Genomic DNA, 13,317 nt, shown 5'->3' on the forward strand with positions numbered 1-13,317 from the left:
ACATGGGAAAACATATAAAAAAAGTTTTTTTTGTACTGGTAGCTTTGGCGATAGGGTACTATTTGTACACGAGTTATAAAAAGTCAAGTGCTTTGCTGGGCGTAGTTCACCAAGATGCACACAGTATTGTTAAAGTTGGCATACATGACCTAAAAGAAACTTTGGTCCTGGATGCCTTGGGAGCTCCCCGCTACTATTATAAAAATGGCAAATCATCATCTAGTGATACAAAAGATAAGGATGAAGAGAAAGAAGGTACGGGTGTAGAACTAATGCCCTACAACCTCTTGCTTTTTACAATGCCAGATATTGACAATACCGTTTTCTCGGTTTTCAGAGTCCATGACGCGATTGATTTTGAAAAGTATATTAAAAAAGAAATCGACGATAAGGTAGATAAAATTCATGTTTCAGATGCTAAAACATATCGATTTGCTTGGTTTAAAAATGGAAACATAGCATTGGCCTGGAACACTGAAAAGTTGATCGCGGCCGCATCGCCCAAGATTGAAAGGTCGAATATAAAAACTGTTTTTAAAGAAGTTTTGGTCGATGGCAAAACCATCGACGATAGCGACCATGATTTAATTGAAGCCGTAAAAGAAGCATCAGGACATTTGGTGTATGCGGACGCTAAAGGAACGTCCACGGTGTCCTTTGAGGATGGCACAGCCGTTTTAAAGGGCAATTCAGCCACCAATAGGTCCTATGCGAAGGAATTTGTGACCCCAGTATATAAGAATCCGTCCCTTTCCTTTCATTATGATTTAAATCTTGAACAAAGTTCTGAAAAGAAGGAGCTCGCACAGAAATTGAACGGAATATCATTTTTTAGCAAAAACAATTTGACCCCAATTCAACTGTTGCAACCTTTTGATGGGGCGCTTAGCTTCTGCATTGCTGGAAGGACCGCCCAAAATGATACCATTGTTACTTACGGCTACGATGACAATTTTGAGAAAATAGCACAAAAAACGATTGAGCAAAAAGAAGTTCCCCAACTCTATTTGAATTTGGGGTCATCGCAAGGCAGCGTAAAAGAGTATCTTTTAGGAGCAGGAGCATTGTCCAATAGTGATGTCTTCAAACCATTTCCTTTGTATCAATTGCGGGTATCCGAAAACGATTCAAGAACTACTTTCAATACTGGGGATTCTATTTCATCCCAAACGCAAAAAGCGAGTTCTTATTTTTTCAACCTTCAGGCCGATTTTAATAGGCTACATCAAGATATGGGCATGCCCCAGACCGAAAAATTGTTTTCCCTACTGAGAAATATACGTATACAGGCATGGCAAGTAGCCGCAGATGAAATCCAGATAGAAGGGTTTATCAAAGCGGAAGAAGAAAATATAAACATACTTTCCCAAGTCTTTTTTGGATTGAATGCCAAGGATGACGACAACCAAGAAGCCAAATTATAAACGTATTTTAGTTTGATGGAACTAAGTTACTGGGAACACAAAACATGGTTTTCCGAAGTTGACTTCACAATTATTGGAAGCGGTATTGTTGGACTTAACTGTGCCCTACATTTGAAGGAAAAATATCCAAAAAGTAAAGTTCTGGTTTTGGAAAAAGGACTTTTACCTCAAGGAGCAAGTACAAAAAATGCTGGGTTTGCCTGTTTTGGAAGTATTTCCGAAATCTTATCGGATTTAAAAACCCATACGGAGCAAGAAGTAATTGATTTAGTTCAAAAACGATGGGATGGCATTCAACTCTTACGGCAAACTTTGGGAGATAAAGCGATAGGGTTTGAAAAGAACGGAGGCCATGAACTTTTTCTACATAAGGATGTTTTACTGTATGAAGCGTGCTTTCATGAAATGGAGCAGTTGAACAGGATGCTCAAACCCATATTTGGAGCGTTCCCTTTTATAAAAAATGACAATATTTTTCAGTTTGAAAAAATCAAAGGACACTACATCACACATCAATTTGAAGGGCAATTGGATACAGGGCGGATGATGCTGGCATTGCTTCAAAAATGTCAGCAAAAAGGAGTACATATTTTAAATGGAACAGAAGTCGAAACCTTAGAAGATTCTGAACAAACTGCTGTAGTAAAGACCAAAACTTTTGACTTTAAAACGAAGAAAGTGTTTGTGGCAACCAATGGTTTTTCGGCCAAGCTTCTAAAAAATAGAATGGTTAAGCCAGCTAGAGCTCAGGTTTTGATCACGAAGCCCATTAAAAACCTAAAAGTAAAGGGTACTTTTCATTTTGATGAAGGGTACTATTATTTTAGGGATATTGACAACCGAATTCTCTTTGGCGGTGGGCGGAATCTCGATTTTGAAACCGAAACAACTACTTCTTTTGGAGAAACACAAATCATTCAGACAAGGCTTGAAGAATTGCTTGCAGAAGTAGTTTTGCCAAATCAACCCATTGAAATAGATCAAAGATGGAGCGGTATCATGGGTGTTGGACCACAAAAAAACCCAATAATTGAACAAATATCCAACAACATTTATTGTGGAATCCGTTTAGGAGGAATGGGCATTGCTTTAGGTAGTTTGGTCGGCAAAGAACTTGCTGATTTAGTTGAGTAAATATCCATGGACAAGCTCACGAGACATTATAATTCCAAGTATTATATCCTAAAAAAGATTCGCCAAGGAATTTGTGCCAATTTGTGCAATTCGTGTACAGCAATCCGAACAAAATAGTCAACAAGCTTCAGCAAATCAAGCCCTGTTAAATTAAATCATCCTTCCGTCCAACAAATTGATGATTCTGGAGCCATATTCCGCATTTCTTTCTGAGTGTGTAACTTGAATGATGGTTACCCCTTCGTCATTTAACTGTTTGAACATATCCATGATTTCCTCCCCTTGTTTAGAGTTTAGATTTCCTGTTGGCTCATCCGCTAAAATCAATTTTGGACCAGAAATGAGTGCTCTTGCAACACCAACCAACTGTTGCTGTCCGCCACTTAATTGGGCAGGAAAAAGGTCTTTCTTACCTACGATATTAAATCGATCTAGCATATCGGCGACCATTGCCTTGCGTTCGGAACCTTTGAATTTTTTGTACAGTAATGGCATCTCTAAATTTTCTTTGACCGTGAGTTCATCCAATAGATGGTACGACTGAAAAACGAAGCCTATATATTCTTTGTAGAGTTTGGCACGGTCTTTTTCTTTTAACGTATGTACGGATTCTTCTAAAAATTGGTATTCCCCTTCATCAAACCCATCCAACATTCCGATGACGTTCAACAATGTGGATTTCCCTGAACCTGAAGGCCCCATAATGGAAATAAACTCTCCTTCCTCTATGTTGAGGTTAATGTCCTTGAGCAAAAAAATACGTTGGCCTCCAGAATTGACCCATTTAAAAATATTGTTTAGTTGTAAAAGCATAGTATAAATTGGTTTTGTGTTTTCCCCGCAAAAGCGGGTGTATTTATGGTGTTATTATTCATCTCTAAGCGCGTTAACAGGGTTTTTGTTTGCAGCTCTAATTGCTTGGCTTCCCACAGTAAATACCGCTACGAATAGCGCCAATAAACCGGCACTTATAAAATACCAGGCCTTTATGGGTATTCGATATGCGAATTGACCAAGCCAGTTATTGGCAAGCAGATATGCAATTGGTAATGCTATCAGTATAGAAATCAGCACCAATTTTACAAATTCGCTAGAGAGCATAACCGTTACCTGCCCAATACTTTGACCAAGTACCTTACGAATACTGATTTCTTTTTTTCTACGCTCTGCAGTGAATGCGGCCAATCCAAAAAGACCCAAACAAGATATTAATATAGCGAGCCCTGCAAAATATTTTGACAAAACGGCCACACGTTGTTCTGATTCGTAAAGCTGTTGGTATTGCTCATCCAAAAACCTGAAATTGAAAGCTAGTCCTGGATTAAATTTATTGTGAAGATTCGTCAAGGCCGAAATCGTAGCTTTCTCCTCGCCAGATTTAATTTTTACAACTAATGTGCCTACCCATTCGGTCCTGCAAAGTAATGCCATGGGCGTAATCTCATCATAAAGAGATTGAATATTAAAATCTTTCACGACTCCTATGATTTCTCTGTTTGGGCCCCGCATATCTATTCTTGTGCCAATTGGATTTTCTAGGCCCATAAGTTTTACAGCGGTTTCGTTCAATATAATTTTTGATTCATTATTGGGCTTTTCATTGCTATAAGAGCGGCCCTCTTTCATTTCTATGCCCATAGTTTCAATAAATTCAGGACCGACATGGGCATGTCTAAAAGTTAACTTTTTGCCTTCTTCGGTTTGTCCTGGCCATCGATGATTGGAAGAAGAATTGTTAAAGCTTGTCATACCTCCTTGCATGTAAGACGCGTTGACAACTCCGGGTATTTGTTTTGCTTCTTCAAGAAAGATTTCCATATGGTCTACGAGCTCATCTTGGCGTTCAAAAATCATGACGTTGTCCTTGTTATAGCCTAGGTTTTTGGACTGAATAAAATCCAACTGCATATAAATGACACTTACGGCAACAATGAGAAAAATAGAGATACTAAACTGAAAGATGACCAATCCCTTTCGTACCAGTAATTCACTGAACGAAGTCTTGATTTTTCCTTTTAAGACTTTGGCGGCATCGAATTTAGTAAGGTAAAGGGCAGGATAACTGCCAGAAGCCAAACCTGTCAGTAATGTTATGGCGATCAAGGCCATGGTCATGTTGTTATCAATAGTAAAGACAAGGTCTTTGCCAGTGACACCATTGAACCATGATAAAATCAGGGTAACAAAGACAGAAGCACAGAACAAAGAGAAAAAGGAGAGTACTATGGACTCGGTCAAAAATTGAAAAATCAATACTTTTCTGTTTGCCCCAACTGCTTTTTTAACCCCAACTTCTTTTAAGCGTCTAGAAGCTCTTGCCGTAGAGAGATTCATAAAATTGATACAGGCTATCGCTAAAACAAAAATTGCAACTAACGAAAATAGAATGACATAATTGATTCGCCCTCCAGTTTGTTTTCCATTTTCAAAGTTTCCTTTCAGGTAATTATCGGTATAGCGGGTGAAAAATACTGTGGCTAGGTTGAATTCGTTTTTATTCTTGATAAAATCGGCCATTTTACTATTAAGATAGTCGATGTTTACACCAGGGTTGAGCAGAGCATAAACCCTAGAACTGTTGCTCCCCCAGTGGATATTATTGGTATTTCGCCTTTGCAGGAATTTTTTATAGGACAGGACAAAGTCAAATTTTTTGGAGGAATTAACCGGAATATCAAATACCCCTGTTACGGTAAAGACGCCGTCTACCCCTTCTTCACCATGTTTTATGGTCAAGGTTTTTCCCATAGGGTCTCCTTGCCCAAAGAAATTATGGGCCATTTCTTTTGAAATGACTACGGCATTTATATCTTTTAAAACCGTATGCTTGCTGCCGTGAAGCAAAGGGTAGGAAAATAGTTTAAAATAGTCTTCACTTGCCATATTACCTATTGCGGTCATCTTTTTGTCATCCGTTTTGACCATGGCGCCGGTATCGAATTCAAATACCGCGGTCGCCATTTCAACTTCGGGCACCTCTGTCTGTAGCGCTGTTAGCATCAAACTGGAGTTGGAACTATAGGTGGCCAAAGAACCTTGACCATCTGGCACATGTCGTAAGACTTGGTACAAACGCTCTTCATGCTCGTGGAATTTATCTTTGTTAAGCTCATCGGAAACCCAGAGATATACCAATAATACGCAGGCCAATGCAGATGACAGGCCTATTAAATTAATAAGAAAACTGCTTTTGTGTTTTTTAATGTTACGTAAGAAAAGCAGCAAATTGTGTTTTAGCATTTTTTCAAGTTTTTAGTGTGATGGCTCAAAAGTTTATGCAAAAAAAGCGATGACTTATTCATCTCTCAAAGACTCAACCGGATTGGCAACCGCTGCCTGAAAACTCTGCCAGCTTACCGTAATCAAAGCAATGAACAGGGCAGATATACCGGCTAATGCAAATACCCACCAGCTAAGCGTGGTTCTATAGGCAAAACCTTCCAGCCATTGGTTCATGGCATACCAAGAGATAGGTATGGCGACGATAAAGGCGAAACCGACCCATTTCACAAAATCCTTGTTCAAAAGAGCTAGTACCTGCGTTATGGTTGCACCGTTCACTTTGCGAATACCAATTTCTTTTTTTCGTTGGACGACAGTGTAGGAGGTAAGTCCAAAAAGGCCAAGCGAGGCAATAATGATTGCCAAAAAAGTAAAAACCTGAAAAGCGGAGCCAAAGGCCTTATCTTCCTCATACTGCGCTTCAAATTTTTGATCTAAAAAAGTATAATTGAAAGTGCTCTTTGGAAAAACTTGCTCCCACTTGTTCTTCAACTTTCCAATTGCTGATTCAAAACTTGCAATAGAAGTTGCCGATTTGTCAAGTTTCACTAAAAGATTGGTTACATCGCCATAATATCGTATCACTGTGGGTAAGACAGGGCTTTTCAATCCAAAATGATAATAATCTTTGATTACACCCGTAATCTGCCATTCGTCTCCCCAGAACTTCATGGTTTTGTTCAAGACTTCTTCAGAAGAAGAAAACCCCATGATTTTCAGAAATGTTTCGTTGACCACAACTTGTTTACCAGTCAATTCTGAAGATGGAAGAAATGTTCTGCCTGCCAGAAATTCTATATCTACTAAATCAAAGTATTCAGGTTGAGCATAATATGTGTAGTATACTTTTGTATCCTCCCTTCTTCCATCTGGAAGCAAAATTCCGCGAGAAGAAGAAAGGTTATCGAAACTATCTCCCGGGTAGGTTTGGGCAATAGCCGTTTTTTCCACGAAGGGGAACTTTTTTAGTTCTCCTTCCAAAACTTTAAAGTCGTTGATAATCAGGGAATCTGCCTTTGTGGCGATTACCTCTCCCTTTAGGGCAACGATTTGATTGAGGTTTGTTCCAATAGGTTTACTTTCCAAATAGTTGATTTGTTTGGTCACCACAATCGTACCTATAAGCAATACGATAGTGGCCAAAAACTGCATGATAATCAACCCCTTTCGTAGATTTAACCCAGCTGCGGAAGCTCGGATTTTTCCTTTTAATGCCTTGGCGGGCGAGTACTTACTCAAGACCAATGCAGGATAGAGACCGGCTAACAACATACCAATAAGAATAAATGCAAAATAGGGTAAAAGGTCAGCTATATTGGAGAGCTCCAGACTAAGTTCTTTATTGGTTAGGTTGTTGTAGATGGGTAACAAAATCAGAACGAGCACCAAAGCAATACTTATAGCTAATACGTTTAGCAGGGTGGACTCCATCAATGACTGGAAAATTAATTGGGATTTATTGGCCCCTGCTACTTTTCTAACACCGGTTTCTTTAGCTCTTTCCATGGATTTTGTCGTAGAGAGGTTTACATAATTGAGCCAAGAAAGGATTAAGATGATAAAAGCAATGGCGGTCAAAAACTTTATTCTGGTTGCGCTACCGTTGACAGAGACTTCATAGGGCTTGTTGGAATACAAATGAATTTCTTCAATAGGCTCAATGTTATGCCTTTCATCTTCATTTTCTTCGATATCGCTATCTATTATTTTTTGACGAAGAATATTCGCATTTGTATTGGGAGCTAGTTTTAAATAGGTGTAGTAATTGTTCATGTTCCAGTTGAGCTCATGAGCTCGAGGGCCAAAATCTGTCCAGGTTTTCTCGGTCTCGTAAGAAATCAAAAACGAATTTCTGTAATGGGCATTCTTTGGAACATCTTCAATAACACCTGTTACTGTGAGTACTGCTTCCCGTCCATCACGAAAAGCTGAAATTGTCTTTTGTAAGGGGTCTTGATTTCCAAAAAGTTTTTTGGCAAATGACTTTGACAAGACTATGGAATATGGTTTTTTCAAGGCGGATGCTTTATCCCCTTTAAGCCATGGATAATTGAAAATATTAAAATATGAAGAATCTGCAAGCGATCCTGAAGATTGTTCCAATATCCTATCACCGACTTGAAAGGTCATTTTTTCAAAGAAAAGGAAGCGAACATAATCGAGTACTTCCGGAAATTCGTTTTTGAGCGTAGGACCGGATAGGTTATAGGTCATGGCATCGCCAGGAACGAAAATATCCCCTTCTATATAATCCATATAAGTTCTGTAGACGTTTTCCGAGCCTTCAAACTTGTCATAGCTCTTTTCGTAATTGACATAGAGCATTATCAAAACGAAGGAAGCAACTCCAACAGCCAATCCAAAAATATTGATAAATGAGTACAGTTTGTTTTTAAAGAGGTACCGTATAGCGATTTTAAGGAATAGTTTGAACATGTATTGTCTTTTTATACGTTGGCAAAGTAAATAGTGATTTAGAGAAATCGATTTTTATGCCAAAACGTAAACATTTAATAATCAATAATTTAAAAATCAATGAAATTTAAAAGTGTCAAAAAAATAGACAAATTGTGTACAATAAATTTACAAAAATGTAAATCTATGTTTTATTCTGTGCGCAGACTTTTTACTGGATTTTGCATGGCAGCTTTTATAGTTTTTCCACCTACTGTAAGCAACGCTATACCAGTAGCCAATAAACCAGCTACTAAAAAGAAAGTGAGGTTCAAATCTATTTTAAAAGGATAGTTCTGCAACCAAGATTTTATAAAATACCATGCTACCGGTGAAGCTATCAAAAAGGAAATACCCACTAATTTTAGGAAGTCCTTTGTTAACAAGATGGTAATATTGGTAACACTTGCTCCGATTACCTTCCTAACACCTATTTCTTTGGTTCGTTCGTTCACAATTAATAATGAGATTGCAAAGAGTCCGATACAGCTTAATGCAATCGCTAAAATTGAACCGCTTGTTATCATGGTGGTCATACGTTCTTCTTTTCTAAATGTTCTATTGATGTTTTCATCCAAAAACGAACCTAAAAAAGTGGCATTGGGTTCGATTTTTGCCCAAGCCTTTTCAATCGCATCATAAGATTTGGACATATTGGAAGACGAAACTTTTACATAGGCATAGTAAAGCCCCCAGTCTGGCCGTAAAAAAATCGTCATGGGCTCAATGGTCTTGTCCAAGTTTTCAAAATTATAATCCTTGACCACTCCAATTACAGGATAGCTGATTGAATCAGTTACATTTACGTGTGCTATTAAAGGGTCTTCTTCCCCAAATTCTTTAGCCATGCTTTCATTGATTACTACGCTCAAACTATCTTTGGCAAACCCTTTATTAAAATTTCTACCGGCAACAATTTCTAAATCCAGAGTTTCAACATAGTCGTAATCCACCACTAACGTATTAGTGTTCACGACCCTATTTTTATATTCAAAACCCATCATACTCTTAGATACACTTCCATCCTTACCATACCCAAGATTATTATCAGCTGCGGTTATTTCTAGAATATCGGGGTTACTTGCCAATTCGTTGCGAAGTAGTTCAACCGCTTTGTGACTATCCATTTTTCCATCAAGCGGAAAGGAAAGCACATATTTTTTATTAAACCCTAAATCTTTTTCGCGCATAAACTCCAATTGACTACGTAGAACCAAGGTTCCCGAAATCAGTAAAATAGCAATACCGAATTGCAATATCATTAAAACATCACGTACGCTGTTCTTGCCAGAAATATCGACTTTTCCTTTTAAGGACTGTAGTGTACCCAATTTACTTAACAAGAATGCGGGATACCCACCCACAAAAAGTGTTATCAACAATACAGCAACCAAAAAACCAAGAATATAGGTTGTTGATAGTATCAAATCAAAAGAGACATTGGTCTGAAAGACTGTTTTAAATTCATCAATAAGTAGAAGGCTCAAAATTGTACCAAAAACCAGTGATATGGAGAAAAGAAAAAGACTTTCAAACCAAAACTGTAGAAATAGTTGTTTTCTTTTGGCACCGAGGGTTTTTCGCATACCAATCTCTTTAAGTCGTTGCCCACTCTTGGCAATGCTCATATTAATAAAGTTTACGCAAGCGATAAAGAGTATTAGCAATGCAATGCCCAATACCAAATAGGGCCTTGCCCTACTAACTTCAGCGTTACCATTTCTATATATGGTAAAGTGAACATCTTTTAGTGGGAGAAGTTCCAACTTAAAAAACTGTCCATCTGAATTGGGTCGTGCGCCATCCCGTTTTGCATTTTCAAGTTGTTCTTTTAAATTAATAGCTATAAAGGATCGTGTAGCTTCTTCAAAAAGTTGAGGATTTGCGCCATCAGCCAGTTGAACATAAACGTTATGATACTTGGCACCCCAAATATCCTTGTTTCTTTGGTAATCTCTATGCTTTTCAAATCGTACCGCTATTTCAAACTCCAAAGTACTTTGCGGTAAGTTATCGGCGACAACGGCAGAAACCGTAAAAGGTTGATCTTTTCCATTGATAAGTAATTGTACCGTCTTGCCTACCGCTTCAACCGTTCCAAAAAGTCTGTTTGCAGTATCTTCGGTAATTACTACGGCAGCTAGTTGTTCTAAAGGATTCTTTACCTTTCCTTTAATCGATGGAAAGGTAAACATGTTAAAAAAGTCTTTATCAACCCAAACCGCATCCATGTTTATTTCTTTTTCCTTAAAGGATACGATAGTTTCTTCCTGTAAATACCGTGTGGCCTTTTCAATCCCTGGCACTTCGTTCTTGATAGCTTCCACTAAGGGAGCTGGGTGACTTTCACTGGGTTGTGGCCCTTTTGTGGATTGCTTTACAGAATAGACTTGGTAAATGGTGTCCGCATTTTTATGGAACGTATCATAAGAAAGGTCAAAAAAGCCAGCCATGGACAAAAGAATAGCAGTTCCAAAAGCGACAGATAACCCTATAATGTTCAATAGAGAAAATGTCTTGTTCTTGATTAAATTCCTCCATGCTATTTTAAAATGATTTTTTATCATGATTTTATGATTGATGAAATGTTATTCTGTTCGTAAACTCTTGATAGGATTAGACTTGGCAGCTTTTATAGCTTGAAAGCTTACGGTCAAAACGGTGACTCCCATGGCTCCTAACATCGCTAAAGCGAAAATCCACCATTTTAGAATGACACGATATGGATATTCCTGTAGCCAACCGTTCATTACATAATACGCAATGGGTACAGCAATAAAACATGAGACGATGACCAACTTTAAAAAGTCTTTGGATAGCATGTTCCAAACATTGAACACTGTGGCGCCAAGTACTTTTCTTACCCCAATTTCTTTGGTACGCTGTTCGGCCACAAATGACGTGAGACCGAATAACCCTAGGCAGCTTATTAAAATTGCAAGTGCTGTAAAAATGCCCGATAATGTTCCAACTCGTTGCTCTGCAGCAAACTTTTCACTGTATTCTTCATCAACAAAATCATATTGAAATGGTATTGCCGGAAAGTTATCTTTAAATACACGTTCAATAACCGCAATATTTTGACTGGCACTTTGATTGGGATTTAACCGTATATTATAAAAGCTGGATTCATCCTCCCTATCGAAAACATACATCCCCTGTTTTACAGGCTCATAAGGTGACTGGGCAATCATGTCCTCAACTACACCGATTATCTTAAGCGGTGGACCTGGATCTTCTTCATCACTATCTCGAATAAGTTGTCCTATGGGGTTTTCAAAACCCATATATTTTACAGCGGTTTCATTGATGAGTACCGCTAGGGAATCTGTTGCCATGCTCCTATCAAAATCGCGGCCTTGTACAATTTTTAAGTTTAAAGATTTAGCATACTCTGCGGATACTTCGGTCCAAGCCAGATCTTCTTGAAAACCTTCTGGTTTTCCTTCCCAATCAAAACCACTCCTGTTGGACCATATCCGGGTAGTTGGGCTACTCGAAGATGACATTTCAACTACTGCCCCAGAAGCTATAAATTGCTCACGCATTAATTGATATTTTCCGGTGAAATCCTCACTGAATGTCGGTACTTGAATTAAACCTTGTTTATCGTAACCTATAGGCCTGTTCTTGGCATGGTTGATTTGTTGCATCACGATAACCGTTCCGATAATGAAAGCTACTGACACTGTAAATTGAAGTACAACCAGAATTTTTCTTGGCAAACCAGAATATTTTCCTGCTTTAAAAGTGCCTTTCAATACGTCTACAGGCTTGAACGAAGAAAGATACAAAGCTGGGTAACTACCGGCCAACAAAGCGGTAAACACTATAAAGATTAGAGAAATCAACCAAAATGAAAAATTTCCCCAGGGAAACTCAATTTCCTTTCTGGAAAGTTCATTAAACCCGTTGAGAGACAACAAAACAATTAGAACCGAAATGAAAAAAGCGAAAACAACCACCAAAAAGGACTCACTTAAAAACTGATTGATCAATTGACCCCTTTGCGACCCTATGGCTTTTCTAATACCAACTTCTTTGGCCCGTTTTTCTGATCTAGCGGTACTAAGGTTCATAAAATTGATACAGGCCAAAAGGAGTACGAAGATTCCAATAATTCCAAAAAGCCAAACATATTTTATGCGTCCACCAACTTGTTTGCCATTCTCAAAGTTATTTCGAAGATACCAGTCTTCCATAGAAAGCAAGAAAATTCTCGGATTGAACTCCGCATTATCTTCACTTGAATTTTTCTTTACATCTATAATAGTGTTGGTCACTCGTTCCATGGTAGTGTTGTCCGCAATTTTAACAAATAGCTGAAAAGAATTGTTACCCCAACTATCCAAGGAATTTTGTATCCATTCGTTTGTTGTTACATAGTGTTTCCATGGCATCATAAATTGTAGCTCGTTAAACGAACTGTTGTATGGCATATCTTCATAGACTGCGGTAACCATCATGTCATGTTCACTGTTTACTTTAATGACTTTGCCAATAGGATTTTCCGAACCAAAGAGTGCGTTTGCTGTAGATTCGTTCAACATAATCGCATTTACTTCCCTAAGGCCATCTTTTTCCCCTTTTACGATTTTAATTTCTAATAATTCGGGAGCATCGACTTGCATAAAGTTTCCAAAACGGGCAATATTGGTCTCCTCATACTCTAAATATTGTTGGTTGGTCCATGAAGACATCACCAGCAGCTCAAAGTTATCGTCGTATTTTTCTCGTAAAGTTGGCTCTAAAGGAAGCGGAATGGCAGGTCCAGTACCCGTATTATTGTTAAAGGTCTGCGATTGGAAGACTTGAGCAATCCTACTTTTGTTTTTGAAGTAGTCGTTATGGGTAAGCTCATCATTTATCCAGAGACCAATAATTAGCGTAACGGCCATACCCAAAGCCAAACCACCAACATTGATGATGGTGTAGCCTTTGTTTTTTGTTAGGTTTCGCCAAGCGATTTTTAGATAGTTCTTAAGCATGATCGATGGTTTTTTAATGCCGAAACAAGTTCAGC

Annotated in this window: 7 protein-coding genes; 2 read left to right on the top strand and 5 right to left on the bottom strand. The window is 38.3% G+C overall.

Annotation, left to right across the window (positions count from 1 at the left end):
- Positions 1-2 precede the first annotated feature (2 nt).
- Together KIM67_RS03005 and KIM67_RS03010 are read left to right on the top strand one after the other, a co-directional pair.
- A complete protein-coding gene (locus KIM67_RS03005) occupies positions 3-1,424 on the top strand; it encodes a hypothetical protein (protein WP_213829878.1) in 1,422 nt (473 codons plus the stop codon).
- Positions 1,425-1,439: 15 nt separating this feature from the next.
- Positions 1,440-2,558 carry an FAD-binding oxidoreductase gene (locus tag KIM67_RS03010; protein ID WP_213829944.1) on the top strand — a complete coding sequence of 373 codons (1,119 nt, stop codon included), beginning with the start codon at positions 1,440-1,442 and terminating at the stop codon, positions 2,556-2,558.
- A gap of 150 nt (positions 2,559-2,708) precedes the next feature.
- Here KIM67_RS03010 and KIM67_RS03015 read toward each other — a convergent pair whose 3' ends face one another.
- From KIM67_RS03015 to KIM67_RS03035, 5 genes are all read right to left on the bottom strand, one after another.
- The gene (locus tag KIM67_RS03015; RefSeq protein WP_213829879.1) at positions 2,709-3,371 is read right to left on the bottom strand and encodes an ABC transporter ATP-binding protein; all 663 of its coding nucleotides are present in this window, start codon (positions 3,369-3,371) and stop codon (positions 2,709-2,711) included.
- 54 nt (positions 3,372-3,425) lie between these two features.
- The gene (locus tag KIM67_RS03020) at positions 3,426-5,798 is read right to left on the bottom strand and encodes an ABC transporter permease (RefSeq protein ID WP_213829880.1); all 2,373 of its coding nucleotides are present in this window, start codon (positions 5,796-5,798) and stop codon (positions 3,426-3,428) included.
- Positions 5,799-5,852: 54 nt separating this feature from the next.
- Positions 5,853-8,276, bottom strand: a complete 2,424-nt coding sequence (locus KIM67_RS03025; RefSeq protein ID WP_213829881.1) for an ABC transporter permease — start codon at positions 8,274-8,276, stop codon at positions 5,853-5,855.
- A gap of 170 nt (positions 8,277-8,446) precedes the next feature.
- Positions 8,447-10,861 carry an ABC transporter permease gene (locus KIM67_RS03030; RefSeq protein ID WP_213829882.1) on the bottom strand — a complete coding sequence of 805 codons (2,415 nt, stop codon included), beginning with the start codon at positions 10,859-10,861 and terminating at the stop codon, positions 8,447-8,449.
- A 21-nt stretch (positions 10,862-10,882) separates the two neighbouring features.
- Positions 10,883-13,282, bottom strand: a complete 2,400-nt coding sequence (locus KIM67_RS03035; RefSeq protein WP_213829883.1) for an ABC transporter permease — start codon at positions 13,280-13,282, stop codon at positions 10,883-10,885.
- Between the last annotated feature and the right edge of the window lie 35 nt (positions 13,283-13,317).

Origin of the sequence: Flagellimonas sp. 389 (assembly GCF_018449435.1) — a bacterium.
Lineage (GTDB): Bacteria > Bacteroidota > Bacteroidia > Flavobacteriales > Flavobacteriaceae > Flagellimonas.

Excerpts from the sequence above, each read along its gene's own strand:
- KIM67_RS03025 (WP_213829881.1), bottom strand. The coding sequence starts at position 8,276 with ATGTTCAAACTATTCCTTAAAATCGCTATACGGTACCTCTTTAAAAAC.
- KIM67_RS03020 (WP_213829880.1), bottom strand. The coding sequence starts at position 5,798 with ATGCTAAAACACAATTTGCTGCTTTTCTTACGTAACATTAAAAAACAC.
- KIM67_RS03035 (WP_213829883.1), bottom strand. The coding sequence starts at position 13,282 with ATGCTTAAGAACTATCTAAAAATCGCTTGGCGAAACCTAACAAAAAAC.
- KIM67_RS03005 (WP_213829878.1), top strand. The coding sequence starts at position 3 with ATGGGAAAACATATAAAAAAAGTTTTTTTTGTACTGGTAGCTTTGGCG.
- KIM67_RS03030 (WP_213829882.1), bottom strand. The coding sequence starts at position 10,861 with ATGATAAAAAATCATTTTAAAATAGCATGGAGGAATTTAATCAAGAAC.
- KIM67_RS03010 (WP_213829944.1), top strand. The coding sequence starts at position 1,440 with ATGGAACTAAGTTACTGGGAACACAAAACATGGTTTTCCGAAGTTGAC.
- KIM67_RS03015 (WP_213829879.1), bottom strand. The coding sequence starts at position 3,371 with ATGCTTTTACAACTAAACAATATTTTTAAATGGGTCAATTCTGGAGGC.